The 24111-nt window shown below is 48.6% G+C and carries 21 protein-coding genes and 1 pseudogene; 16 read left to right on the top strand and 6 right to left on the bottom strand.

The window, feature by feature from the left end:
• Nucleotides 1–53 precede the first annotated feature (53 nt).
• Together ABIC22_RS07965 and ABIC22_RS07960 are read right to left on the bottom strand one after the other, a co-directional pair.
• Nucleotides 54–611 carry a GerMN domain-containing protein gene (locus ABIC22_RS07965; protein ID WP_354479991.1) on the bottom strand — a complete coding sequence of 186 codons (558 nt, stop codon included), beginning with the start codon at nt 609–611 and terminating at the stop codon, nt 54–56.
• 35 nt (nt 612–646) lie between these two features.
• Nucleotides 647–2059, bottom strand: coding sequence for an N-acetylmuramoyl-L-alanine amidase family protein (locus ABIC22_RS07960; protein WP_354479988.1), 1413 nt, complete (start codon nt 2057–2059; stop codon nt 647–649).
• Between the two features lie 324 nt (nt 2060–2383).
• Between ABIC22_RS07960 and ABIC22_RS07955 the strand changes: the two genes are divergently transcribed.
• Together ABIC22_RS07955 and ABIC22_RS07950 are read left to right on the top strand one after the other, a co-directional pair.
• Complete coding sequence (locus ABIC22_RS07955) at nt 2384–3610, top strand: anhydro-N-acetylmuramic acid kinase (protein ID WP_354479985.1); 1227 nt, start codon at nt 2384–2386, stop codon at nt 3608–3610.
• Between the two features lie 123 nt (nt 3611–3733).
• Nucleotides 3734–4573, top strand: a complete 840-nt coding sequence (locus ABIC22_RS07950) for a MurR/RpiR family transcriptional regulator (RefSeq protein WP_127539240.1) — start codon at nt 3734–3736, stop codon at nt 4571–4573.
• Between the two features lie 158 nt (nt 4574–4731).
• Here the strand turns inward: ABIC22_RS07950 and murQ are convergent.
• Both murQ and ABIC22_RS07940 read right to left on the bottom strand, forming a co-directional pair.
• Nucleotides 4732–5638 (bottom strand): annotated as a pseudogene (murQ, locus tag ABIC22_RS07945) (N-acetylmuramic acid 6-phosphate etherase).
• 22 nt (nt 5639–5660) lie between these two features.
• On the bottom strand, nt 5661–6626 hold the full coding sequence (locus ABIC22_RS07940; protein ID WP_354479982.1) for an N-acetylglucosamine kinase: 966 nt from the start codon (nt 6624–6626) through the stop codon (nt 5661–5663).
• A gap of 350 nt (nt 6627–6976) precedes the next feature.
• Between ABIC22_RS07940 and ABIC22_RS07935 the strand changes: the two genes are divergently transcribed.
• The 7 genes from ABIC22_RS07935 to nagZ are packed head-to-tail and all read left to right on the top strand — an operon-like array spanning nt 6977 to nt 15026.
• Nucleotides 6977–8329 carry an ABC transporter substrate-binding protein gene (locus ABIC22_RS07935; RefSeq protein ID WP_127539069.1) on the top strand — a complete coding sequence of 451 codons (1353 nt, stop codon included), beginning with the start codon at nt 6977–6979 and terminating at the stop codon, nt 8327–8329.
• A gap of 56 nt (nt 8330–8385) precedes the next feature.
• A complete protein-coding gene (locus ABIC22_RS07930; protein WP_354479978.1) occupies nt 8386–9309 on the top strand; it encodes a carbohydrate ABC transporter permease in 924 nt (307 codons plus the stop codon).
• Between the two features lie 44 nt (nt 9310–9353).
• On the top strand, nt 9354–10187 hold the full coding sequence (locus tag ABIC22_RS07925; RefSeq protein WP_354479975.1) for a carbohydrate ABC transporter permease: 834 nt from the start codon (nt 9354–9356) through the stop codon (nt 10185–10187).
• A gap of 47 nt (nt 10188–10234) precedes the next feature.
• Nucleotides 10235–11344 carry an ABC transporter ATP-binding protein gene (locus tag ABIC22_RS07920; RefSeq protein WP_354479972.1) on the top strand — a complete coding sequence of 370 codons (1110 nt, stop codon included), beginning with the start codon at nt 10235–10237 and terminating at the stop codon, nt 11342–11344.
• 47 nt (nt 11345–11391) lie between these two features.
• Nucleotides 11392–12105, top strand: coding sequence for a hypothetical protein (locus tag ABIC22_RS07915; protein ID WP_127539073.1), 714 nt, complete (start codon nt 11392–11394; stop codon nt 12103–12105).
• Nucleotides 12102–13283 (top strand): exo-beta-N-acetylmuramidase NamZ family protein, encoded by a 1182-nt coding sequence (locus ABIC22_RS07910; protein WP_354479969.1) that lies wholly within the window; start codon nt 12102–12104, stop codon nt 13281–13283. Before ABIC22_RS07915 ends, ABIC22_RS07910 begins: the two co-directional genes overlap by 4 nt.
• 57 nt (nt 13284–13340) lie before the next feature.
• The gene (gene nagZ / locus ABIC22_RS07905) at nt 13341–15026 is read left to right on the top strand and encodes a beta-N-acetylhexosaminidase (RefSeq protein ID WP_354479967.1); all 1686 of its coding nucleotides are present in this window, start codon (nt 13341–13343) and stop codon (nt 15024–15026) included.
• Between the two features lie 128 nt (nt 15027–15154).
• Here nagZ and ABIC22_RS07900 read toward each other — a convergent pair whose 3' ends face one another.
• Nucleotides 15155–16513 (bottom strand): serine hydrolase domain-containing protein, encoded by a 1359-nt coding sequence (locus tag ABIC22_RS07900; protein ID WP_354479965.1) that lies wholly within the window; start codon nt 16511–16513, stop codon nt 15155–15157.
• A 308-nt stretch (nt 16514–16821) separates the two neighbouring features.
• On the opposite strand from ABIC22_RS07900, the gene ABIC22_RS07895 reads away from it, so the two are divergent.
• The 7 genes from ABIC22_RS07895 (at nt 16822) to ABIC22_RS07865 (ending at nt 23648) form a co-directional block, all read left to right on the top strand.
• The gene (locus ABIC22_RS07895) at nt 16822–18795 is read left to right on the top strand and encodes a methyl-accepting chemotaxis protein (protein WP_127539077.1); all 1974 of its coding nucleotides are present in this window, start codon (nt 16822–16824) and stop codon (nt 18793–18795) included.
• A 313-nt stretch (nt 18796–19108) separates the two neighbouring features.
• Nucleotides 19109–20308: a DUF2087 domain-containing protein gene (locus ABIC22_RS07890; RefSeq protein ID WP_354479962.1), complete on the top strand. Its 1200-nt coding sequence runs from the start codon at nt 19109–19111 to the stop codon at nt 20306–20308.
• A 220-nt stretch (nt 20309–20528) separates the two neighbouring features.
• Entirely contained in the window at nt 20529–21254 is a 726-nt protein-coding gene (locus ABIC22_RS07885) for an AzlC family ABC transporter permease (protein ID WP_246058504.1), read from the top strand.
• Nucleotides 21245–21574 (top strand): AzlD domain-containing protein, encoded by a 330-nt coding sequence (locus ABIC22_RS07880; RefSeq protein ID WP_154896480.1) that lies wholly within the window; start codon nt 21245–21247, stop codon nt 21572–21574. The genes ABIC22_RS07885 and ABIC22_RS07880 overlap by 10 nt, the downstream gene beginning before the upstream one ends.
• Before the next feature lie 108 nt (nt 21575–21682).
• Nucleotides 21683–22489, top strand: coding sequence for an NAD-dependent epimerase/dehydratase family protein (locus ABIC22_RS07875; RefSeq protein WP_354479959.1), 807 nt, complete (start codon nt 21683–21685; stop codon nt 22487–22489).
• A 105-nt stretch (nt 22490–22594) separates the two neighbouring features.
• Nucleotides 22595–23251, top strand: a complete 657-nt coding sequence (locus tag ABIC22_RS07870) for an SGNH/GDSL hydrolase family protein (protein WP_154896482.1) — start codon at nt 22595–22597, stop codon at nt 23249–23251.
• A 169-nt stretch (nt 23252–23420) separates the two neighbouring features.
• Nucleotides 23421–23648 (top strand): KGG domain-containing protein, encoded by a 228-nt coding sequence (locus tag ABIC22_RS07865; protein ID WP_354479955.1) that lies wholly within the window; start codon nt 23421–23423, stop codon nt 23646–23648.
• 124 nt (nt 23649–23772) lie between these two features.
• Here ABIC22_RS07865 and ABIC22_RS07860 read toward each other — a convergent pair whose 3' ends face one another.
• Nucleotides 23773–24105: a hypothetical protein gene (locus tag ABIC22_RS07860; RefSeq protein ID WP_354479952.1), complete on the bottom strand. Its 333-nt coding sequence runs from the start codon at nt 24103–24105 to the stop codon at nt 23773–23775.
• Nucleotides 24106–24111: the final 6 nt, after the last annotated feature.

Below are 24111 nucleotides of genomic sequence, written 5' to 3'. Positions count from 1 at the left end.
GCATCAGTTGAGAGCGTCCTTGGGGACGTTCTTTGCATTTTATTATTTAAGGACTAGGGTTCACGTTGAATGGGGTGCTCAAGTTCCGAGTGACCCATCAGGCTATCCAGTGCTTCTCCATCTACAAGCACTTCCAATTGATTTATTTCATCAAACTGAAACATCGTTGTGGTTAAAGCTTCCAAGGCCAGTAATTCTCCACTGGTGCCAAGCTTGGCTTCATCGGGGATATGCACATCCAAAGTCAATGTATCCTCGGCAGATTGGACGGAGAGCAGTTCAACCTTTTCCCATAGAGAGACCAGCTCAGTATCGTCATTGTTTTGTAAGGCTTCAAATGTTTTTTTGTATTTTTCGTCGTTCTCTACAAACTCCAGCTCAACTTCTCTTTTTTCCAGTTCCAGCACCTGTGTATCGGCGAAATATACTTCAACCGTCTGCTTCTCTTCCTTGTTCGGCTCAACCTGAGTCCCACCATTGTTGGAAGGCTGTACGCTTCCGGAATGGTTGGGTTCATTCGTTCCGGATTCACTCACTGGCTTCTGGGCACACCCTGCGGCCATGATAAGAATGAACAAGAATAGTAGTCCGTATCCCATCTTTCGTTTCAACAAATCACATCCTTCGTTTGGTATAACGTTATATTTTATATCCCTAGATATTCCTTGATCCCATCAACTATTGCTTGTGCAGCTTTTGTCTGAACTTCTTCAGATGACATGGCCTTCTCTTCAGCAGCATTGCTCAGGAAACCAATTTCCAGGAGCACAGCAGGCATGGTGGTTTCCCGTATCACCTGCAAGCTGCCATTCTTGACACCCCTATCTTTGAATCCCAGAGCCTTCACCAAGCGTTCATGAATGATATTGGCCAGGTCTTTGCTGCTGCTGCGCTGATAATAAAAGGTTTCTGTACCCGATGCCTGAGGTGAGGATGTTGCACTGTTGCCGTGTATAGAGACAAAGACATCCGCATTTAACTCATTCGCCAGTTGAACGCGCTCGGAACGTGTGGGATAGATATCGCTGTCACGTGTCATGACCAGCTCAATATCCGGCTCATTGAGCAGAAGAGCTTGTACTTTTAGACCCAATGCCAGAACGTATTCCTTCTCCGGTTTATTGGTGATACTTATGGTCCCTGGGTCACTGCCTCCGTGACCTGGATCAATCACGACGACTTTGCGTCCTGTATCGATGCCGGGAGTCACTGGCACGGGAGTTACGCTGTCCCCCGAAACGTTGAGATCGATAAGCAGCTTGTCGGCAATCACGTTTTGATCGAACTGCAAGTCCTTCACATTGTTCAATTCAACCACAATCCGAACTTGTCCGGGATCTCGTTTAAATAGGGAATATCTCACTTCCGATACATTGGGATATCCGGTTACATCCAGCTTTCCATTAAGCCCCTGATCAAGTGGCTGTGCCAGATTACCAAAGACCGTTCCAGGCAAATCCACAACCAGTCGATCCGGGTTCTTCAAGGTGGATATGACAGGCTGCACTTGTTCCCCATCCATGGACACGACAAGCTGATTATCGGCAAAAACAATATCTGTTACATGGGTTAACGACGTGGTGTCGCTACCTGAATCATCTCGAGATGCTTCGGTGGGCTCATTATTGCTGCCAGTTAAGTATACGATCTTCTCCTGGTTGTTCCACTTTACGCTAAGCCCCATCTGTTCACTGACAAAACGAATGGGTACCACCAGCGTTTTGTTTAAAATTTGTGGAGCCGTATTCAGGGTAACCTGTTTGTCAGCAACCATGGCTTGCTTCTGATCAACGGTGAGAGATATCACTTTTTCATTTTGCTGTATCTTCACCTGACGGGCTTGTTGATTCCAGTCGACATCAAACTTCAAATTTTCCGCAACGACTCGGATCGGGATCATGACATTTTTATTGACGATGGTCACCTGAACGTCATTCGGAAGAGACAATTGCTCTCCATTCAAGAAGATTTTAGACGTGTTTGCAGTGGCATTTCCCTGAATAGGAAACAGAAAAAGGAAGAACATGCTCAGAAACATAAGTACAATGATTTTCTTCATGATTACACCTCAACATTTTTAGAGCTTGTAACTCACCGACATGGAAATTCAGAGTTCCCATCGGTAAAAAACAATTCATCTCCCATAATTTTACTACAATATATAAACAACAAAATTGTAAAAATGTTTCTTTTATTGATTTATTTAATTTATGTATGGAGAAATTGTACTGATTTACACTGTATTTAAAAGGAATTACGTATGTTAAATGGATGAGTGTAATTAAATTTCATGATATAATTGACTTGTGAAATTTTATATCATATACTGGGTGAAATTATGGCAGGATTCGTGGACATGAAGTTTGGCAGGAGGTAGGAGAACATGGATACAGGCAGCTATCCGATGTGGGAACAGTATCGCTTGAAGCAAGATCATTACGTCATAGGGCTGATGTCCGGAACATCCCTTGATGGGACAGATGCAGCTCTGGTACACATTCAGACGGATGCCAGCGGGGCATTAGCCAATATCCGCCTGATGGATTTCATCTGTGTTCCATATTCAAATGAGCTGAGGAACGTATTGATTCGATTGTGTTCTTCAGAAACAGCGAGGGTGGATGACCTGACGACGGCACACTTCGGCGTTTCAGAGTGGTACGCACACAGTGTCATGAAGCTGATTCATTCGGCAGGCCTCTCGCCTGGACAAGTGGATGCGATCAGTATGCATGGACAAACCGTGTGGCACTCGCCAGTCCCGTCAGCGTTTCCCGGACCGGAGGGGAGTCTTCAAGTGGCATCCACATTGCAGATCGGTGAAGGTGCTGTCGTGCGGGAACGGACCGGACTGCCGGTGATCAGTAACCTGCGTGCAAGAGATGTAGCTGCTGGCGGGGAGGGAGCACCGCTCACACCATATGCGGATGCTCTTATGTTTGGCAGCACAACAGAGGGGCGACTGGTACAGAATATCGGCGGTATTGGCAATGTGACCGTGCTTCCAGCTGTTTCATCTCCAGTAGGCATCTCTGCATTTGATACAGGACCGGGAAATATGGTGATAGATGCCATTGTGCGACAGGAAACGAACGGCAGGCAGCATTATGACCCCAATGGAAGCATTGCCGCCAAGGGGACACCTGATCAGGACCTGGTGAAGCTGTGTCTGGACGACGATTATTTCAGAAGAATGCCTCCCAAAAGCACCGGACGGGAGGTTTACGGTGCTGCTTATGCAGAGCGTTTGATGGACCTGTCAGCTGCACGTTCCTTATCTCTGGAAGATACTTTGGCTACGGCCACTTGTTTGACAGCAGAGACCATTGTGCGGGCTGTAGAGGACTTTGTGCTGCCGAATGTACCGATCTCGGCCATGCTGGCTTGCGGTGGGGGAACTTCGAATGCCACATTAATGAAAATGATTCAAGGCAGACTTCCGAAAGGTATTCGATTGGAGCGGACCACAGATTATGGCATACCAGACGATGCCCGCGAAGCTATTGGTTTTGCCCTCCTGGGTCATGAAGCATTAATGGGTAGAACAAATACGCTCCCGGAGGTTACTGGGGCTAGGCATGCTGTCATCTCGGGTACACTTACACTGTAGATACGTGGTTACGGTCCGGCAGCAGAATGGCTGAAGTGAGTTTATCGATTAGACTCGAGTGAAATTATAGGATAAAATGCTTGTACATGAACACAGTACGGAAAGGTGGAACGAATGGAAGGCATGAAAGGTGGACTCGTACGTTTACGCGCATTAATGGATGACCTGACCCCGTCGGAGCGGAAGATCGGGGCCTACATTCTCGATCATCCTCAAGAGACGGTCCAGTCTTCCGTGGCACAGCTGTCCGAACGGAGTGGTGGCAGCCCGGCTGCCATTATTCGTTTGTGCAAATCATTGGGGGTATCTGGATTTCAGGAGCTGAAGCTGAAGATTGCGGGCGATTTGCAAACAGGTGAGCAATATCACTATACGGAGATTCGTCCTCAGGACTCGATGGAGAGCATCATTCAGCATGTATCCGCAAACAATATCCAATCGGTGAAGGACACGGTCCATATATTGGACCCACGACTGGTTGAGCAGGCAGTTGATGCACTGCACCGGGCAAAGCGAATTTTTTTCTATGGCGTTGGGGCCTCGAACCTGATTGCGCTGGATGCACACTACAAGTTCATGCGAATCAATCGCACGAGCTTTTCGTTTGCGGATCCGCACATGCAAATTTCCTCTTCCACTACCCTTCGTGAAGATGATGCCGTTGTATGTATCTCCTACTCGGGGGAAACCTCAAATGTCATTTCGTGTCTGAAGCATGCTCTCGAAGGCGGAGCAGCAACAATCAGTATTACCAAATGGGGTAGTAACACGCTCAGTAGTCTGGCGGATGTACCCTTAAAGATTACGTCCACTGAAAGCGATATCCGAAGTGGAGCAACATCTTCGCGAATTGCGCAGCTGAATGTAATTGATATTCTCTACCTGGCAATTGCCAGCCGGGATTATAACCAGTCTGTTGAGTATCTGGAGAAGAGCCGTCAGGCTATTTTGGAACATAAATGATGAAGCGGAAAAATCCCTTACTGTATATAACAGAAGGGATTTTTTTCTTGGGACCAATGCTGATGCTGATCGGGCGTGAAAAATAAGTGAAAAGGAGCAAAGATCAGTATCAGGCTCCTGTAAAAAAATATGAGCTAACGCATACTCTTTGCATTCGATCAGGACGGCCCTGCAATAGCTGTGCGAACGAAGCCGTCAGCCTGATCCAGTCTGCGCCTTGCTTCGAGCACATTTACGTCTGCCATCAGCATGACGATTGCTGTTTTAACATGTCCGCCTGCGGCAGTGAAGGTCTGTTCAATATCGGATTCACTCGCACCGGTGGCAAGCTGTATCATTCGCTTGGCCCGATGGACAAGCTTCTCGTTGGAGGGGGTTCAAATCGACCATGAAGTTCCGGTAAACTTTGCCCAGTCTGATCATTGCTGTAGTCGTCAGCATATTCAGGATCATTTTCTGTGCACTGCCTGCCTTCATCCGAGTCGACCCCATCACAACCTCGGGGCCCATGACCGCTTCAATACTCACATCAGCCAGGAGGGTCATTGGTGTACCGGCATTATTGCTCAGGCTGATGACACCAGCTCCTTTTTCCCTTGCATATCTCATTGCTCCGATGACATAGGGAGTTCGCCCGCTGGCAGCAATGCCTACCACAACATCATTCTTATTCAGACCGTGCTCGCTCAGATCAGAGGCGCCTTGGGATTCACTATCCTCAGCTCCTTCCACAGGATCCTTCACGGCCCGAAAGCCCCCAGCGATAATGCCCTGTACCATGGAAGGTGGTGTTCCGTAAGTCGGTGGACATTCCGAAGCATCAAGTATCCCCAATCTGCCACTGGTTCCTGCACCGACATAGAACAGTCTTCCTCCCGACTGAAAGGCTTCCACAATTCGATCTGCCGCCCGTGCAATCACAGGGATGAGCGGTTGGATCAATTCGGCAATGCGCTGATCTTCCCTATTTATCAATTCCATAATCTCTGCCGAGGGCAGCTCATCTATATGATCCGTCTGCGGATTAGGCTGTTCCGTTAGCAATGAGTTAAGCATATGGTTCATCAGTATGGCCTCCTTATCTCTTTCATAGTGATCCATGAAGGGAACATCGCATTTTGGCCAGCTGTGCCGCACCAACCGCTGGAGGCGGGGCATTATCCTGCTGGACAAAGCCGAGCTCACCGTAGGTTGCCGATAGTTTGTGTATAAATTCGCTTCGGAATAAGGCAGAGTGACGGAACAGAGACCCTGACAGGACGACCTGAGCAGATTTAAATGTGAAATGACGGGCAATCAGAGCCTTGGCTGTATTCGCCAGCTGCCCTGCTTCTTCAGTAATGAATGCCCTGGCAACGTCATCGCCATGTTCCCCAGCTTCAACGGCAAGACGGGCTAGAGATGCTGTATCGGACTTACCCCAATCGGATTGATATACCTTCATCTTCAGTTCAATGGGAGAATGCAGGCCCAGCTCTTGTAAAATGAGTGGGGTTAGTTTGGTTGGGGGGAGAATGCCATCATGGCTCTGCATAACAGCCTGAAGCGCCCGTTGCCCGATGCGATAGCCGCTGCCTTCATCCCCAAGCAGGTGGCCCCAACCCCCAGCACGGTATCGTGCACCTTCCGGTGTAAATCCGTAAACAATAGATCCTGTACCTGATATGCATAAGACTCCCTGAGTATGCCCAAGTACGGCCATAAGGGCGATCTCCCCCTCAGATACAATCCAAACGGGACAAGCCTTCACACTCTGATGAAGACTGTTCTTGGTATAGTCTGTTACGGCTTCAGCAATCATCTGTCTCTCCTGTATGCTGTCTACACCTGACATTCCAAGACATATACCTTCACAATTTGTCGACAAATCAGTTCTTAGATTAAACAGCCCATCCAGTACCCGCCGCAGTTCTGAAATGGCCTGATCGGGCGGTACGCTGTGAGGATTGGTAGGTCCGCCGCTGAACCGGGCAAGAAGTTTACCAGATTCAGAAATGATTGCTGCATCAGTATTGGTACCGCCTCCATCAATGCCTGCATATACTCGCAACATGGCTCACCTCGCTTGCATAGGTTTTCTTTTTACATAGTATAAGAGCATAAAACGAAAAAGTAAAATTAAATTTTATGTTTAAAAATAATATTGAATTTTTATTTCATAGCTCATATAATGAACTCAATCTACAATTTTGGAAGGAATTAATACTGTTAATGTCATGTAAGTTGACGTTAATATTGCATTTAGTTGAACTCTGCATACTAGCAGGTCAATGGACGGGGAGGTGCTGTTCCTTACTGCCACACTTACGGGGTGGTTCATCATTTTTATGTTCGAAGATTTCAAAGGGGCATCGAGTTTGGCAAAGGAATGATTGGGAAACGACTCGCGAAGGAGATGAAGGGATGAAGAAAAAGGGTCTGGTTTTGGCAATGGTACTAATGATGGTCTGGATTACAGCCTGCGGAAATAGCGGTGGGGCTGCTTCGGAAGACCCTAATGCAGACGATACAGTGACCGTATGGACCTATCCGGTGCATGGAACTTATGAAGACGAACTGAAAGAACTGATTGCCGACTTCAATAAAGAACACCCGAACATTACCGTGAAGACGGAGATGCTCTCCTGGGCGGAAGGACCCAAAAAGTTCGATGTGGCGCTAAATGCGGGAAATCCCCCGGATCTGTACTTTCACAGTGTGGATGGAACGTATGTAAATACGGGACTTGCGCTTGAACTGGATAGCTATCTGACTCCCGAGATCAAGGACGACTATCTGCCAGGTACGCTGGAGTTAGGGCAAATTCAAGGTAAACAGTACGGCCTGCCACTATATCAATTCCAGTGGGCTTGGGGCGGCAACAAACGTATTCTGGAGGAGGCCGGCATCGATTGGAAGTCCATTCAGCAAAATGGCTGGACCTGGTCGGAATTCAATGAAGCAGCCTCCAAGCTCACCAAAACGCTGGATAGCGGAGCTAAGCAGTATGCGCTCGTTACCGACGGTACTTCCCTTGATTTTATTGAAATGCTCTCCCGGAATAACGGCATGATCGACGTTCTGGACCAAGAGGGTGCGTTCCAATGGAATGATGGGCGGATTCTGGATACACTCTCTTTCATCCAAAATCTGATGGACCAAGGTTACATGCCGAAGGAAACAGCAGCAATTGCCCCGGCGAAACGGACGGATATGTTCTATGCAGGAGAGACGGCCATGATCTCCAAGGCCATTCCTTATTACGATGTGATGATCCAGAACCGCAACAAGGACATTGATGATGGCAAAGTGCAGGGAGAGAAAATCGATTTTGTCCTGCTGCCAGTGCCGCATAATGACAATCAACAAGCGGCAACCACGATGGGCGGTGAAGGGTACGTAGCCTTCAAGCAGAAGAAGGACAAAGGTGAACAGCATGCCAAGAATACGTTCCTGGTTATGGAGGCGCTAAGCGGTGCAAAAGCGGGGAACTCTGCCAACGAACTCGCACTCCCTTTTGTGAGACAATCTCAAGTTGATCTGTTTGCAGGGAAAGAATTGGGGGAGCCGGATAATCTGGAGGCTGCCAAAGTGATGGCTGAGAACATTGCAATGCCTGTTGTGCTGGAGCTGGACATTGATAAGGCTTCACAGCAAAAGCAATTCAAGGAGCAGGTTGTAAAACCGAATATTCAGGCCCTGTTCTCGGGAGAGAAAACGCCAGAGCAGATTGCAGAAGACTTCAAGAGCAAAGGCCAGCAGATGTTTGGACAATAAAAAGAAAAACATAGCGCACATGTAAGACCACAATGATTAGGAGAGGAGGATTTGCCATGCAGACCGCCCTTGCGCCAAAGTCGCCCGCACCCCGGACTTCCCGGGTTGCCCGGCTTTGGCGAGACTATGGGTGGGCGTATTTATTTATCCTGGCGCCTGTCCTGCTGTTTCTCATCTTCACCCTCTATCCGGTTCTGACCGCTCTTGTAATGAGCTTCCAGAAATATAACATTATGAATTCAACCTGGGTTGGATTGGATAATTACGAGCGTCTGGTGAAGGATGAGACATTCTGGAAGTCGATTAAAAATACAATCATCTTCACCGTGGGTACGGTACCCGTCAATATTCTTATTACCTTTGTGCTGTCCTATTTCATCTTCCAGATGAAAAGCAAATGGCAGACCTTTTTCAAAGCTACCTTGTATCTGCCTGCGGTGGCATCCGGAGTAACGATTTCCATTGTATGGCTGGCCATCTTTGATCCTACCGACTCCGGGCTTTTGAATCGCTTCCTCGGCCTGTTCGGGCTCGATCCGGTGATTTGGCTGGGTCAGTCGGGGACGGCACTCTTTTCACTAATCCTGATGAACTGGCTCGGATCGCATGGTGCAGGCATTATTCTGTATCTCGCAGCCATGGGAGGCATTCCGAAATCGCTGTATGAAGCAGCGGACATCGATCATGCCAGCGGATGGACCCAGTTTAGCAAAATAACCTGGCCGCTCCTTAAGCCAACCACGTTGTATCTGCTGGTTACGGGTGTGATTACATCGTTTCAGGTATTTATCTCCGTATACTTGATGACACAGGGCGGACCCAACTTCGCGACAACAACAATTGCCTATCTGATCTACGAAACGGCGTTTAAGTTCTATGAGTTCGGATTGGCATCGGCGCAGTCCTTCGTACTAGCGATTATTATTATTGTCATCTCCGTTATCCAGTTCAAGTATTTTTCAAGTGATATTGAATATTAAGGGTTTTGATATTTTGGATCTAGCATCCGGGGGTGAACAAATCTATGAAATCAACTCAGAAAAGGACGCTGCTTGTCGTAGCCTCCATTCTGTTGGTCGCTTGGGCACTGGTGACCATTATTCCGATGTACTGGATGCTCGTCGGTTCGGTGCAGGACACCACGATGTCTGCCTCTTTCAAACCGCAGATGATTCCAGAGCAGCTGTCGTTGTCACCGTATGAACGTTTTTTTGCCAAAACCGATGCGTGGCGCTGGCTCTATAACTCATTATTGATCTCGGTCATTCTGACCGTGACGAATGTGTTTTTTGCATCCCTCGCGGGATATGCATTTGCGAAGCTGAAATTTCCCGGCAGCCAGGCCGTATTCTGGGTTTTGCTTGGCACGATGATGATTCCGGCTCAGGTGACGCTGATTCCTCTGTACATTTTGATGGTCAACGTGTTTGACCTAGGGGACACGTATACAGCGATCATTCTGCCAGCGGCGGTCAGTGTGGGCAACATTTTCTTGATGAAACAGTTCATGTCGACACTGCCGACATCGCTGATTCATGCGGCACGCATTGATGCATGCAGTGAGTTCGGCATCTTCTGGAAGGTAATTCTGCCCATGGCGAAGCCGGGGATTGCCGTGCTTGCCATTTTCACCTTTGTGGCTTCATGGAATGAATTTTTCTGGCCTTTCTTAATTACCAATTCCAATGAAATGAGAACTATTCAGGTGGGGCTGGCTTCGTTCGTATTTGCCGAATCAACCGATTTTGGTGCCATGATGGCTGGGGCGACGATTGGAGCTCTGCCCATGATTATTCTGTTCTTCTCATTGCAGCGTTACTTCCTGCAGGGGATTACGATCGGTGCAGTTAAAGGTTAAGGCTAACTAGCATTCAGACAAGCGACAACGTAAAGGGGGATCTACCTATGGCACGCGTGGAGTTTCGCCAAGTGCGCAAAGAATTCAAAGACGATCATAAAGGAACGTTCACGGCTGTGGCCGGCTCGGACTTTGTTATAGAAGATAAGGAATTCGTCGTGTTTGTTGGTCCTTCTGGCTGTGGAAAAACAACATCACTGCGAATGATCGCCGGTCTGGAGAAGCAAACGAGCGGGGATATTGTAATTGGCGATCGGGTCGTCAACGACCTGCATCCGAAGGACCGGGATATTGCAATGGTATTTCAGGATTATGCACTCTACCCGCACATGACCATTCGGGAAAATCTGTCCTTTGGCCTGAAAAATCTCAAAAAGCCAAAATCCTATATTGATGAGCAGGTGCAGAATGCTGCCTCCATTCTTGGGCTTGAGGCGATGCTGGAGCGCAAGCCGCGTGAATTGTCTGGTGGTCAACGCCAGCGGGTAGCGGTGGGACGGGCGATTGTCCGTGATCCGCAGGTATTCTTGTTCGATGAACCTCTGTCCAATCTGGATGCGAAGCTGCGTGTGCAAATGCGTGTAGAACTGGGTGAGCTTCACAAGCGGCTTGGTGCTACCATTGTGTATGTCACGCATGATCAGGTGGAAGCCATGACACTCGGTGAACGAATCGTGGTCATGAATCATGGCGACATTCAGCAGGTAGCCTCGCCGAAAGAGCTGTATGCGAGTCCTCGCAACATGTTTGTTGCCGGATTCATTGGTTCTCCTGCTATGAACTTCATTGATGCACGGATTGAAGGAGATCAGGTTGCTGTGGAAGGCGCATCCTTCACCTTGCCGGAGGAGGTGCTCGTCCGTCTGAAGAACCATCAGGGCAGACGAGTGATTCTTGGTTTGCGCCCAGAGCATATCTTTGGAGATGATGTCGCACCTAATATTCCAACAGACCATATGCTGCAGGCTCGTGTTCAGGTTGTGGAGCATCTGGGCTCGGAAAATCTGGTGTACTTTCACCTTGGTGCCCGTACCGTAACGGCCAAAGTACATCCGGAGACGCATGCGTACGTCGGCATGGATAAAAACTTCGTGCTGGACTTGCGAAAAGCGCATTTTTTCGATCCGGATACAGAGCTGGCCATCGGCCGGGAGTAGCCAAGTAAGAACGATTCGAAGGAACGGTAAGAAAGGGGAGATGCGGGATGCGCAAATTAAGTGAGGTGCTGGTCAGATCCGGGGTGGAGATCTACCGCGACATTATTCCTGTGGCCTTGTTCAGTGTAGCCAGCTCGTTGGTTCTGGTTCCCATTTTGATGCTTGCTCCGCTGCCGATCGCGATCATGCTGCTCGCTGTAATCTATATGCCCATTGTGTTCGGTGTTTGTTACACCGTACATCACAGGCTGGAACGGAAGGAACGTCGTAATGGACCTCGGGATTTGTGGGCAGGCACCTTGAAGGGGATTGTACCTGGTGGTGCAGTAGGTATCCTCATTGCTGTGCTGGGCTTCATCCTGTGGTCAACCTGGTGGTATTACGGCGAACAGGGCGGCATGCTGGGGACGGCTGTGAGTGTATTCCAAACGTTCTTCGTACTCATGGCCCTGATGTCACAGTTCTATACCTGGCAGCTTGTACTGCAAAAGGACATGGGTATCATCCAGGCAATGGGGGAAAGCGTGAAGCTGTTCTTTCGCCATCCAGGGTATACGATGGGAGCTTGTTTTCAAGCTATATGTCTGACAGCATTACTCGGTCTAACTGTGGTTGGTTTCGGAGCGTTATTCGCAGGCATGTTCGCCATCTATCAGCATAAGGTTGCGCAAAATGTACTTGAGCCTCAAGAGGAACCCAACATGTCTGCTGGCAATGATCATCAACATGCGGGGTGGATGAGTCAGGAGAATGCGGGATGAGCAGAGGGGCTATTGTAAGAACAGGACTTGACCGATTGTTCGAGGGGGAGTCTCACCCGTGGTTGCTGGGGGGTTCCCGCATTGGTCTGATAACCAATCCAACCGGCATTACGTCTGATTTTGTCTCTTCAGTGGAGGTGTGTGCCGGATTGTCAGATGCGGAGCTGGCGGCATTGTATGCCTGTGAACATGGATTGGACGGTGAGCTTCAGGCAGGAGTCCGATTCGGGGATACGGTGCATCCGCGTCTGGGGATCCCTGTGTTCAGTCTCTATGGAGAACACAAGAAAGTGACCCCATCCATGCTCGCCGGAGTGGATACCGTGCTGTTCGACATTCAGGATATAGGCGTTCGCTACTACACATATGCCTCAACCTTATTTCAAATGATGGAAGCCTGTGCTGAAGCAGGCAAACGCATGTTGGTGCTGGATCGTCCCAATCCGCTTGGCGGGGAGGCAGTGGAAGGCGGGGTGCTGAGTGCGGGATACGAATCACTTGTCGGTGCCTGGCGTATTCCGATCCGCACTGGATTAACAGTCGGTGAGCTGGCCCTAATGGTGAACAGCCAGGCCGATGTTCCATGTGAACTTGACGTCATCACGATGGACGGGTGGAAGAGAGACTTTCTTTTTACAGATACGGGACTGCCCTGGATGCTCCCATCGCCAAACGTACCTACCTTGCATACGGTGCAGGTATATCCGGGTACTTGCCTGTTTGAAGGTACCAATGTGTCGGAGGGGAGGGGAACGACCATCCCGTTCGAGTGGATTGGAGCACCGTGGATCGATGGGCATCAGCTGGCTGCACGATTTCGGAGTTATGGGTTGAAGGGGGTGCATGTGCATCCTGTGTACATGTCTCCGACGTTCTCCAAGCATGCAGGTGAGTTATGCGGCGGCATTCGACTTTTTATTACGGATAGCAGCGAATTCCGGGCTGTGGAAACAGGACTCGTTCTACTGCATGAGCTTGCTTCGCTCTATTCCGAGGAATTCCACTGGTTGGAGCCGCCGCGGGCTGGTTCGAGGTATTTTATTGATTTGTTGACAGGAGGCAAGGAAGTCAGGGAAGGGATACATATCCAAGAGAAATTATTCGATTTGGTTGAAACATGGAATGCGCAGGCGAAGGAATGGGGAGAGCGGCGCAAGCCGTTTTTGTTGTATCCATGAGAGGTGCATTGATGCGATGCCTAATGAGGGATGATATTCGTCGTGAGGAGGCGCGGAATGAAGGGGCTACTGGAGCAGTACCAACATAAGCTGGCAAGAATGACTTTGCGTGAAAAAATTGGACAGATGCTGCTGTGCGGTTTTCATGGTACCGAAGCAGCTGGAGATGTAGAACGCCTGCTTCGTACGTATCCGATTGGAGGCGTAATTTATTTTGCGCGTAACATCGAGTCGCCAGAGCAGGTAGAGCGGTTATCTGCCGGGTTACAGGGGATTGCAGCTAAAAGCGGTCAACTCCCACTCTGGATATCCATCGATCAAGAGGGGGGCATGGTAGCGCGGATCACGAACGGGATTACTCTGATGCCGGGACAGATGGCCATTGCCGCTGCGGGTTCCAACGAAAAGGCGTATGAAGCAGCATATATTAGTGGGCTGGAGTTGAAATCGATGGGGATTAACATGAATTTTGCTCCGGTCCTCGATATCAACAATAATGCGGCAAATCCGGTTATAGGAGTCCGATCGTTTGGTGAATCACCTCAATCCGTCGCAGACTACGGCGTGAAGACCATCGCGGGGCTTCAGGGGGCAGGTATTGCCGCGACGGCCAAACATTTCCCCGGTCATGGAGATACAGATACGGACTCTCATCTGGATCTTCCCGTAATCATGCACGACAGAGAGCGGGTGGAACGGGTGGAGCTCGTTCCCTTCCAGGCTGCGATAGCAGAAGGAGTGGACGCCATAATGTCCGCCCATATTTATTTTCCGGCCCTGGAACCAGAGAGGCTTCCGGTGACGCTGTCGCATACCGTACTGAGCGGGCTGCTGCGGCAGGAGCTTGGATATGAGGGGATCATTGTAACGGATTGCATGGAGATGAATGCCATCGCTGTTCATTATGGTACGGTTGAAGCTGCGGTGATGGCTGTTGAAGCAGGAGCCGATCTTGTACTTATCAGCCACACAGCTAAGCTTCAGGCGGAAGCCTTCGAAGCATTGGAAGCAGGAGTGAAGAATGGACGGATCAGCGAAAAACGCATTGATGAATCGGTTGCCCGCCTGCTGATGTACAAGGAGAAGCATGGACTCTTGGAGATAAAAATGCACTCAGATGATGAAGTGGCTAGTGGCGGGTCTGAACGTTCATTATCCAAGGTAGGGAATGATCAGACATCATCAAATGAGCAGCTGGAGCGCAACAGTCTGCAGCATCAAGAGGTTGCGAGGCACATCAGTGAGAGGAGCATCACGCTGGTGCGAGACCAGCTGGATATGCTTCCGCTGAAGCCGGAACGAACACTGGTGATTACTATTGCTGCATCGGTGACAACCATCGCCGACGAGCAGCTTAGCCAAGCTGATACGCTTGGTTCTGCTTTGGCGAGACATGGACTTGATGTTATCGACTTAACCGTAACCCCGGAGGACGTTGCGCTTTCATCTGCCCGCCTGCTTCAGGCTGCGGAAGAGGAGAGCATCAGGCAGATCGTGGTGGGTACCTATAATGCGAGCAGTCCTTCAGGTGACCCGCAATGCCGGCTAATCGGCTGGCTTCAGCAGTTGGGTAAACCGCTGGCTGTTGTAGCGCTGCGGAGCCCCTATGATCTGCAGGCTCTTCCGGACGTGAAAGTCTATGTAGCGGCTTACGAAAGCCGTCCGCTTGCCATGGATAGTGCCGCCAGAGCAATGATGGGGCATATCCCTTTTGCCGGAAAGCTTCCCGTAAATCTGATATAACATCTAATCAGTTGTTCATCAAATGCACTTCATACAGTAGAGGAGTTAATCTCCCAACGGTAACATGGCATTACCTAAACGAAAGAGACGACCCTAAGGGGCCGTCTCTTTTAATGCGTATAAACCAATTATTGCAATTTCAATGCTTTGGCTGTGCGCACTTCTACTTCATCCATCAAAGAGGTCATATCCATACCCGCATGATTACCAAGCAGAATAATTGTTACGTCGTCTGATAGATTACGAGAGAAGGCTGTGGCAAAACCGCCACCGCTGCCATTGTGGAAGACGGTACGATTATCGCCGTTCTCCTTGAGAATCCAGGCGTAGCCGTAATTTTTGTCCGAATAGGGCTTGTACATCTGTTCAATTGTCTCTTGACTCAGGATCTGATCGGTGTACAGTGCGCGGTCCCATTTGAGCATATCGTCAACCGTCGAATAGATCGTCCCTGATCCCGATTGTGACACGTAATAAGGAGCAGGCACCCACTTGTTATTTTCTGCGACGAAACCACTAATGGTTTTGACCTTACGTGATGCCTCACCCGAGTTTTTCATGCCGAGCGGCTTCAGAATCGTTTGTTGAACATAGTCGGCATAACTCATGCCGGATACCTGTTCAATGACATAGGCTAGCAGCACATAGCCGCTATTGCTGTAGAGATAGGCAGTGCCCGGTTCGAACTTCAGCGTTTTGTGCCGGATCTCCTCTACCGTTTCTTCCAGTGAGGTTCCCTCACCCCGGCCAAATGCAGACGGAAGCCCGGAAGTTTGAGATAACAGCATATGCAGAGTCATCTCGTCACCCTTCGGAATACCAGAGATGTATTTGGAGATGGGATCTTCTACATTCAGCTTGCCATCTTCAGCGAGGCTGAGAATGGAAGCTGCCGTGAAGGATTTGCTCAGTGAAGCAATTCTTGTCTTCTGGTCCGGACGGTTCAGCGTTTTCTCATCGGCCAGTCCATATCCTTGACGAAGCAATACTTCACCATTGCGGGCTATTAATGCCATGCCAGGGAATTGGATCTCACGTAAATAAGCATCCACGCTGGTCACTTCCTTGTCCAGCAAACTGACTTTGTCCGTTTGGATGTTCACGCTCATCTGACCCGATGAGGTGCGGCCGACTTTAATATCGGCTTTCAGGGCATTCGCCATAGGACGGACAGGTACCATAAGCGTTCCGTTAACCGTACGGGATTTCACGCCTGCATCCAGGCGAACATGGTTGACCTTGATCGAGTCGCTGCCAGCCTGGTGAACCAAAGTGTCTCTTCCGACGGTGATGGTAGCCGTTTTGGTACGATTATCCCATTTCAAGGAACCCTTCACCGACTGGATGACATCCCTAAGGGGTACGTACGTTGATCCGTTATAGATCTGAGGTGTATTCTTCCATGATTGTGGTTCGCCATTCACTTCAATAAGAACTGCTTTCGTGTTCTGTGCAGCCGATATGGATGTGCTGAATTGTCCCAGCACCGGCCCTGCAACCAGAATGAACGCGAGCAGAATACGAAACAGGGATAAATAGGCCTTGGAAACCGATTGATGCTCGTGAGGCGATCTGCGTGTGATTTGAATCCTCTCCTTCCAGACTTTTCATGAATAACCAGCTTAAAATATTGTAAACGATCTCGCGAAGAGGGTCAAAATGGATGAAGAACAAGAGAATAGAAGAGCCTAACAAAAATAATAGAATTTCGATGATATTTAGTATTCATACATAATGTTTTCATGATGTTCGTCCGATAAAAAGAAGGTGAAGATGATGATGGGGGATAGTTAATATGAAGAAAAGGTTTCAACAATGGTTTGCGCCAACCGTAAAAAAACGTCTGGTCGCGGCGCTGCTTCTATTTTTGATTGTGCCAAGTATCACCGTTGGTTGGTTATCTTACGATAAAGCGGCAGAACGGGTCAGGGAGGAACTCCTGCATTCTGCACAGGCCAAAACAGAGATGCTCAGTTTACAGATTGATCAGATGCTCAACATGGAGAAGGATAACGCCGCACAGCTTGCTGCGGGTTTTACTTCCGAGGATGTTATTAATAAATCGCCTGCACTACAAAAACAAATGGACCATATGTCTGAAAATCATAAAGAACTTGGCGTTCTGACGATCGGTGCCGAGGATGGAAGCTGGATGAAGTCTCCTGATCCTGGACAACAAATCTATGATCCGCGGGAACGAAGCTGGTATACGATGGGTATGGCGGCGAATGAAGCTATTATTTCGGACACATTCCAGTCGGCAACAACGGGAGAGTGGGTTGTGACCGCTTCTGCCAAGCTGGCTGACGGTAAAGGTGTATTTGGAGCCAATGTAAGCCTTAACCATTTGAAAGAAAACGTGGATCAGATCCATATTGGTGAAAAAGGAAAGCTGTACATGCTGGACAATGGTGGGAAATTCCTGTTCCATTACAATATCGAATCGGGTGTGCAGTCAGACCAAGACTATATTAACAAAATGTACACCAGCGACACAGGGACCGTGAAGTATACGTATGAAGGGCAAGAAGTGGAAGCTGTATACTTCACCAACCCGGCGACGGGATGGAAAATTGTCGGTGAGATGCTGCCTTCTGAAGCCGACGAAGCGGTTAGACCGATTATGATTCGAACTTACACGCTTGTGGGAAGTTCACTCATCATCGGAATGATCCTACTTATATTCATCATCCGGGGAATTATTCGTCCACTGCAGCAGCTCACCCAGGCCGCATCCAAGGTCAGCGCCGGGGACCTTACGGTTCGTGTAGGACTGAAGCGGCGGGATGAATTTGGACAGCTTGGAGACAGCTTCGACTCCATGACTTCATCACTGCGCAATGTTCTTGGAGAGGTGCACGATACGTCGAGCCAGCTCGCAGCATCTTCCGAGGAATTGATGGCCAGTTCGGAACAGACGTCCAAAGCCACAGAACAGGTCGCCGAGCTGATGCAGAATGCAGCAGAAGGAACGACCAAACAAAATGACAGTCTTGCGGCAACGGGTCAGCTTGTCGGAGAGATGTCCATTGGGGTCAAAGAAATATCTTCCAGCGCTGAAGAAACGGCCCGCATTGCAGGGGAAGCTTCGAATAAGTCCGAAGCCGGAATGGTAACCGTAGAAGAGGCAGTCGCTCATATTCAGCAGGTCAACGAAGAGAGTGAAGCCATGGCGGCAGTCATTGAGGATCTCCGGGCAAAAAATGAAGAGATTATTCAGATCGTTACCGAAATTACCTCCATTGCGAAACAGACCAATATTCTCGCGTTGAATGCGAGCATTGAGGCTGCCAGAGCTGGAGAGCAAGGACGCGGCTTTGCTGTAGTAGCAAATGAGGTCAAGGCTCTGGCTCACAATTCAGGCAGCTCGGCTGAGCGGATTAATGAGTTGATGCGTGAAATGCAGGAGAAAACATACGCGGTGCAGTCCACCTTTGCACGTACAGGTGAAGGTATGGTGAAAGGTTCTGAGCTGATTACCGAAGCGGGCGATGCGTTCCGTACCATTCGAGATGCGGTGCAGCTCGTTGCTGCTCAAGCCGGAGAAGTATCTGCGGCATCCCGTCAGATTGATGGAGGAATGAATCATGTAACCAAAGCGGTCAATGACACCATTGTCTTGTCTGATCAGATCGCATCCGGTACGGAAGATGGCTCTGCTGCAGCGCAGGAGCAGCTTGCCACGATGGAAGAAGTGGCAGCTTCCTCTGCCGCATTGTCTCGAATGGCTGAAGATCTGCAGAGCATGATTGAACGTTTCAAGCTATAACCGATTAAAATGAATAAAGCGGTGCCTCTGTGTTAGAAAGGGGATAAACCGTAGAGTGCCAGCGTCAGCATGACGATGATAACCAGACTGCAGGGTCAATTCCTGTAGTCTTTTTTTTATTGGAAAAAGTATGCCCTGGTAACTTCACTGAGGGTTTAACTCATTGAGAAGAGAGCATACAGGAGATGATTGTTGACTTTAAACAAACAAAATTATATTATATCTATAAATAAACAAACTTAAATTAAATTATTGAGTAATATCGATTGTCGATTGGGATATCTAAATAAAAGCATAAAAAGGAGTTTGTCCAATGAAATCATCGGAACCATTATTGCAGACGGCCACGCTCGAAGAGATCAAGCGGGGATATCTCGCGGAAGGGCCAACCTTTACATGTATCTGCTGTGGCTATAAAACGGAAGCGGGAATTGTCTATCCCGAGGAAGGTGTTCTCTATGAGGCAGAGAGATATATGCGTGTTCATATTGAGAAGGCCCATGGATCTGTTTTTGAATATTTGCTGGAACTGGATAAAAGTGTAACAGGCCTGTCCGACGTGCAGCGGGGGTTACTTGGCCAGTTTTATGAAGGGAAGAAGGATACCGAAGTGCAGAAGGCACTTGGGATCGGTAGTGCGTCCACCATTCGGAATCATCGGTTTGTGCTGAAGGAGAAAGAACGGCAGGCCAAAATCTTTTTGGCATTGATGGAACTGCTAAAAAGCAAGGATGACTATGCTCCTGCCGAGCTCGTATTGCCTGTCACAAGACATGTGCATACGATCAACTATAAACAGTTTGATATTTCGGAACAGGACCGCGAAAAAGTACTGACCAAGTATTTTCCAGAAGGAACAGATGGTCCACTGTCGAGTTTTCACATGCAGCAGAAGCATAAATATATCGTTCTCACTGAAATTGCCAAACGGTTCGAGCCAAAACGCGACTATACCGAGAAACAGGTTAACGAAGTCTTAAAACAAATCTATGAGGACTACGTGGAACTGAGGAGATATCTGATCGACTACGGTTTCCTGAGTCGTGAAGAGGACGGCAGTCAGTACTGGCTGAACCTTCCGGCAGAGCATGAAGAGAAGAATAGGAAGCAAACCGAAACGGGACGTGCGAAAGGAGAAAATGAAGAGATGAATCGGCGCAAAGAGCTTCAGGAGCAGGCCAAGGAAGTCAAAACGGAGGCGGGTATATACCAGATCCGCAATGAGCGTAACGGCAAAGTTTTTGTGGACAGCACGTTGAATCTGAAGACGATCAATGGACAGAAATTCATGCTGCAAATGGGCAGCCATCTGAACAAGCAGCTGCAGGCGGAATGGAATGAATACGGTGATGATGCGTTTACGATTGAAGTGCTGGAAGTATTGAAAAAAGAGGATAACCCCTATTTTGACACCAAGGATGCACTCGCCAAATGTTTGAGTCGTTGGATGGATCAGCTTGAGCCATACGGCGAACAAGGATATCACGGGGACAAAAAAGGTAGTAGTGAGTAATTCCGCAGCACATTTATTTCTGGCTTGCCAAGTCCATGACCTTAATAGGTTATGGGCTTTTTGCATATGAGATTTATTGTATCTGTTCTGTAAAGGAGAAATCTGTCTCTCCCTCATTAATTCAACTTGTGGTATATTTCTAGATTATTATAAAGGAAACGTATTTACATCTCTGAAGGGATGAGAAGGAGTTGCAGCAGAATTGGATAAATCAATACCCATGGTCACAAAATCGGAAGACATCTTAGAGACTCGGGATCATGCCACGTTTATGCAGGGGGTAAAGGATTGCATTCCCACCCTGCTTGGCTATCTGAGTATTGGGTTTGCAGCAGGCGTCATTGAAATGACAGCAGGACTCAGTATGGCAGAAATCGCCCTGCTGAGTCTGATCTTATATGCAGGTTCGGCCCAGTTTATTGCCGCAGGCATGCTCGCATCGAACGGATCGGCAGCAGCAATCATTTTCACCATTTTCTTTGTGAATCTGCGTCATCTGTTGCTCAGTGCTGCAGTTTCCCCGTATTTCAGACATCTGACCCCACTCAAAAACATGTGGATTGGCTCCCTGCTTACGGATGAATCATTCGGAGTGGCGATGACTCGCGCAATTGGCCGCAAAACATTAAGTGAACGTTGGATGCATGGATTGAATATTACAGCTTATCTGAATTGGTTCGCAGCCAATATGGCAGGAGCCTATTTCGGGCGCTGGATCACGAATCCGGAGCAGTTTGGACTGGATTTTGCCCTGCCGGCCATGTTTATCGGCCTAATCGTGCTCCAGTTAATCCATCGGAAAAACAGAAAGCTGCACATCAATGTAGCCATTATCGCCGTGGTGTGTGTGGTACTCGCGAGTATGGCTTCTTTAGGCAGTATGAGCATTATAGTGGCTGCAGTCGTTGCAGCAACGATGGGAGTTGTCATGGAACGATGGAAGTAAGATGGGATGTATTTTGGATTATAATCGGGTCCGCCTTGTTGACCTTTATTCCCCGGGTGCTGCCCCTAATGCTGTTTAGCAAAATACAGATTCCGGTATGGCTGCTTCGCTGGCTGGAATATGTGCCTGTGGCCGTGATGGCATCACTAATTGGCCAGGAACTGTTGATGTCTGGCAACCAGCTGGTACCGCTCACCCAAAATGCTGCACTGTGGGCCGCCCTGCCTACCTTTGTGGTAGCGATCTGGACTCGAAGCCTTCTCGGTACGGTTCTTGTGGGCATTGTAGCCATGATGATTTTGCGTTATGTGCTCGGGTAGAGGACGCAAGAGGTACAGGTAATTCCTTCAGACTAACGGTTAATAATGTTCTATAGACCTATATAGTAGAACTGAGGTATCCGTAAAGAATGAAGGGAGCGAAGGCGAATGGGTAATACGAGGAAAAAGGTACTGATCACAGGTGCTGCTGGCGTAATCGGTCGCAGTCTGCTGAATGGTCTGAGGGAAATGGACAAGTTTGATATTGTTGCGGCTGATCTTCAGGAGGATTCTGGAGCAGGTATTGTCCCCATGGATGTTACGGACGCGGAAAGGCTGCAAGAGCTGATGCGAGGAGTGCATACCGTGCTGCACATTGCCTGGGCCAAGGATGGAGAGGACTTCTTGGGCAAAGTTCTCCCGATCAACGTAACGGGTGCTTACCATGTATATGAAGCAGCACGAATGAATGGTGTTCAGCGTGTCATTTTTGCAAGCTCTAACCATGCAACCGGCTTTTACCGTACAGGTGAAGAGATTGAGGTCGACGACCCCTATCGCCCTGACAGCTTCTATGGCCTCAGCAAATGTTATATTGAACTGCTTGGCCGATATTATGTGGACAAGTATGACCTGTCTTCATTCAATATTCGGATCGGCAACTTCTCCGGGGATGATTATCCGCATTCCGAGCGCTCTGCTCATATCTGGATATCCCCGAGGGATATGGTGCAGCTCGCTGTGTGCTGTATCGAAGCCGATTCCGGGATGAAGTATCTTAATCTATACGGAACCTCCGCGAATAGCGACAATTATTATGATATTGGTTATTTGGCTGAAAAAATTGGATACCGCCCGGAAGACGATGCTGCCGAGCTGTGGAAAGAAGCGAAGCGCAGAGGTACGCCGGATAAGCAGGATGAGACTAAGTATCAGGGCGGAGGATATGTGGCAAAAGACCAGAAGGGCGTTTAGTTGAACTTTTGAAAACGCTATTTTCTATTGAACCGGAAAGGGATAAAATGGAGACTGTAGAATCAAGGTTTCCATTTTGCATAAGAGGAAGGAACGGTTCAAATCATGAGTACAAGTCCATCCGTAATATTGTTTCAGGGAGACTCCATTACAGACGGAGGAAGATCGCGGAACGATGATCCGAATCACTTTTTGGGACATGGCTACGCTTATCTGATCTCAAGCAGATTGGGTGCGGAGCTGGCAGAGAAGCAGCTCACCTTTTACAACAGGGGGGTCAGTGGGGATCGCGCATCCGATCTGTATGCACGCTGGAATGAAGATACCTTTAGTTTGAAGCCGGATCTGATCAGCATTCTGATCGGTGTGAATGACGCCTGGCGTATAATCAATAATGAGCCCAGCGGGGTAACGGATCGTCTTGGACGGGCATATCATCATCTGCTGGAAGAGACGAGGGAAGTGCTCCCGAATACAGGGCTCGTGTTGATGGAACCCTTCATTCTGAAAACAGGCGCTACGGTGGACAAATGGGATGCGTGGCAGGAGAAAATAGGCCAATATCAACGCCTTGTCCGGGAGCTCGCGGATGAGTTCGGTGCTGTGTTCGTTCCTTTGCAGGATGTGCTCAATCAAGCGACTGAAAAGGCAGAGGCATCCTATTGGTTGTGGGATGGTGTGCATCCAACGGCAGCGGGTCACGAACTGATTGCACGTCAATGGTTGTCTGTTGTACAGGACAGTCAGCTTAAAATTCAATAAAAATCGAGCAGAGGATCTTTGCAGATCCTCTGCTCTTTTTACATAATGAAATATCACTAAAATAAAGAAAAATTACAAATTTAGAAATAACATGTTTTATTGACATTATAGAGGGTAATTAAAAAGCGTAGCACACTATACTCAATACCCGATAAGGAGTGAATTCAAAATGGCACAGAATAACCAAAACGGAAAAATGAGCCGTGAAGAAGCAGGACGTAAGGGTGGAGAAGCAACCTCGAAGAATCATGATCATGAGTTTTATCAGGAGATTGGACGTGAGGGCGGACAAGCCAGGGGCAATAGTGATGGAAACGACGATCAGGATGGCAAAATGAGCCGTGAAGAAGCAGGGCGCAAGGGCGGACAAGCCCGGTCGCGTAATCGGAAAAATTAATCATTGATATAGAAGCAAGCATGAATGAATAAAATGTATAAATGTAGTCCAAGCAAACAAGGCCAGATCTCACCTGTGGAAAAGGGTGAGTCTGGCCTTGTTTGCTACAGCTGTGCTAGAACATTCAGGCAATATGTGGTTCAATCGCTTGACGATAGCTAAGCAGGGATTCATCAATGATGGTACGCAGAAACACGGGATCCATATCCGATAGCAGGGATTCTGCATAACGCCAGGCATTTTCTTCAATGCGCAGCCGAATCTCCGCCTGCTCAAGAGCTGTAAGAGGACCATCAAGGCGGTTTGATAGTTCCACTAATTCTGCATCCTCGGCATGACCCAGTTCATGGGCCAAAATAACATAAATATAGGCTTCTAATAGAGCCAGCGATCCGAACAACATCCGGCATTGCTCCATAATTTCTTTTTGATATAGATACACGGTGTGAGTTCCCATGTGATA

The organism is Paenibacillus sp. PvP094, assembly GCF_040546835.1.
Taxonomy (GTDB): domain Bacteria; phylum Bacillota; class Bacilli; order Paenibacillales; family Paenibacillaceae; genus Paenibacillus; species Paenibacillus illinoisensis.
This window is presented reverse-complemented; position numbering and strand designations above follow the sequence as displayed.

Coding starts and splice junctions, on each gene's coding strand:
- ABIC22_RS07910 (WP_354479969.1), top strand. CDS start 12,102: ATGAGCAGAGGGGCTATTGTAAGAACAGGACTTGACCGATTGTTCGAG.
- ABIC22_RS07870 (WP_154896482.1), top strand. CDS start 22,595: ATGAGTACAAGTCCATCCGTAATATTGTTTCAGGGAGACTCCATTACA.
- ABIC22_RS07930 (WP_354479978.1), top strand. CDS start 8,386: ATGCAGACCGCCCTTGCGCCAAAGTCGCCCGCACCCCGGACTTCCCGG.
- ABIC22_RS07885 (WP_246058504.1), top strand. CDS start 20,529: ATGGTCACAAAATCGGAAGACATCTTAGAGACTCGGGATCATGCCACG.
- ABIC22_RS07875 (WP_354479959.1), top strand. CDS start 21,683: ATGGGTAATACGAGGAAAAAGGTACTGATCACAGGTGCTGCTGGCGTA.
- ABIC22_RS07890 (WP_354479962.1), top strand. CDS start 19,109: ATGAAATCATCGGAACCATTATTGCAGACGGCCACGCTCGAAGAGATC.
- ABIC22_RS07920 (WP_354479972.1), top strand. CDS start 10,235: ATGGCACGCGTGGAGTTTCGCCAAGTGCGCAAAGAATTCAAAGACGAT.
- nagZ (WP_354479967.1), top strand. CDS start 13,341: ATGAAGGGGCTACTGGAGCAGTACCAACATAAGCTGGCAAGAATGACT.
- ABIC22_RS07880 (WP_154896480.1), top strand. CDS start 21,245: ATGGAAGTAAGATGGGATGTATTTTGGATTATAATCGGGTCCGCCTTG.
- ABIC22_RS07895 (WP_127539077.1), top strand. CDS start 16,822: ATGAAGAAAAGGTTTCAACAATGGTTTGCGCCAACCGTAAAAAAACGT.
- ABIC22_RS07860 (WP_354479952.1), bottom strand. CDS start 24,105: ATGGGAACTCACACCGTGTATCTATATCAAAAAGAAATTATGGAGCAA.
- ABIC22_RS07955 (WP_354479985.1), top strand. CDS start 2,384: ATGGATACAGGCAGCTATCCGATGTGGGAACAGTATCGCTTGAAGCAA.
- ABIC22_RS07865 (WP_354479955.1), top strand. CDS start 23,421: ATGGCACAGAATAACCAAAACGGAAAAATGAGCCGTGAAGAAGCAGGA.
- ABIC22_RS07935 (WP_127539069.1), top strand. CDS start 6,977: ATGAAGAAAAAGGGTCTGGTTTTGGCAATGGTACTAATGATGGTCTGG.
- ABIC22_RS07915 (WP_127539073.1), top strand. CDS start 11,392: ATGCGCAAATTAAGTGAGGTGCTGGTCAGATCCGGGGTGGAGATCTAC.
- ABIC22_RS07960 (WP_354479988.1), bottom strand. CDS start 2,059: ATGAAGAAAATCATTGTACTTATGTTTCTGAGCATGTTCTTCCTTTTT.
- ABIC22_RS07940 (WP_354479982.1), bottom strand. CDS start 6,626: ATGTTGCGAGTATATGCAGGCATTGATGGAGGCGGTACCAATACTGAT.
- ABIC22_RS07950 (WP_127539240.1), top strand. CDS start 3,734: ATGAAAGGTGGACTCGTACGTTTACGCGCATTAATGGATGACCTGACC.
- ABIC22_RS07925 (WP_354479975.1), top strand. CDS start 9,354: ATGAAATCAACTCAGAAAAGGACGCTGCTTGTCGTAGCCTCCATTCTG.